At 51.8% G+C, this 392-nt stretch carries 1 protein-coding gene; it reads right to left on the bottom strand.

Going from position 1 to position 392, the window contains the following annotated elements; translation table 11 throughout:
* Positions 1-38 precede the first annotated feature (38 nt).
* Positions 39-203: a 50S ribosomal protein L10 gene (gene rplJ, locus FG154_RS20870; protein ID WP_222120605.1), complete on the bottom strand. Its 165-nt coding sequence runs from the start codon at positions 201-203 to the stop codon at positions 39-41.
* Positions 204-392 lie beyond the last annotated feature (189 nt).

Below are 392 nucleotides of genomic sequence, written 5' to 3'. Positions count from 1 at the left end.
TAATTTTATTCTCTTTTTTTGATTTGATTTTTTGCTGTTTACTTCGCGACTTTAACGGACCCACCTGCATCACGCATCTTCGAGCGAAGATCGCTCATTTGCGAAACGGTGAGACCGGTATAGTGGGCCACGACGACCGAACCGGACTCTTTGAAAGCGCCGTTCAGCCACGCGACAAATTCGCGCTTTTCCGCTCTATCCACTGTCTCTCTCCAGTTGACAGGACCACATGGCCCTGCCGGGTTGCCTTTGCCGGACGAACTTCACAGTCAGTCCGACGTTCGAGGATCCTGTCCCCTTCAGCTCCACCTGCAAGCAGGCTTCACCCAAAGGCAACTACGGTTCAAACCTTGCATGCACATTCGTGCGAAACAGGGTTATTCCACGTCTCA

The organism is Cereibacter sediminicola, from assembly GCF_007668225.1.
In the GTDB taxonomy this organism is placed as follows: Bacteria; Pseudomonadota; Alphaproteobacteria; order Rhodobacterales; family Rhodobacteraceae; genus Cereibacter_A; species Cereibacter_A azotoformans.
The sequence above is the reverse complement of the archived record's forward strand: the minus strand, read 5'-3'. Positions and strand labels throughout refer to the sequence as shown.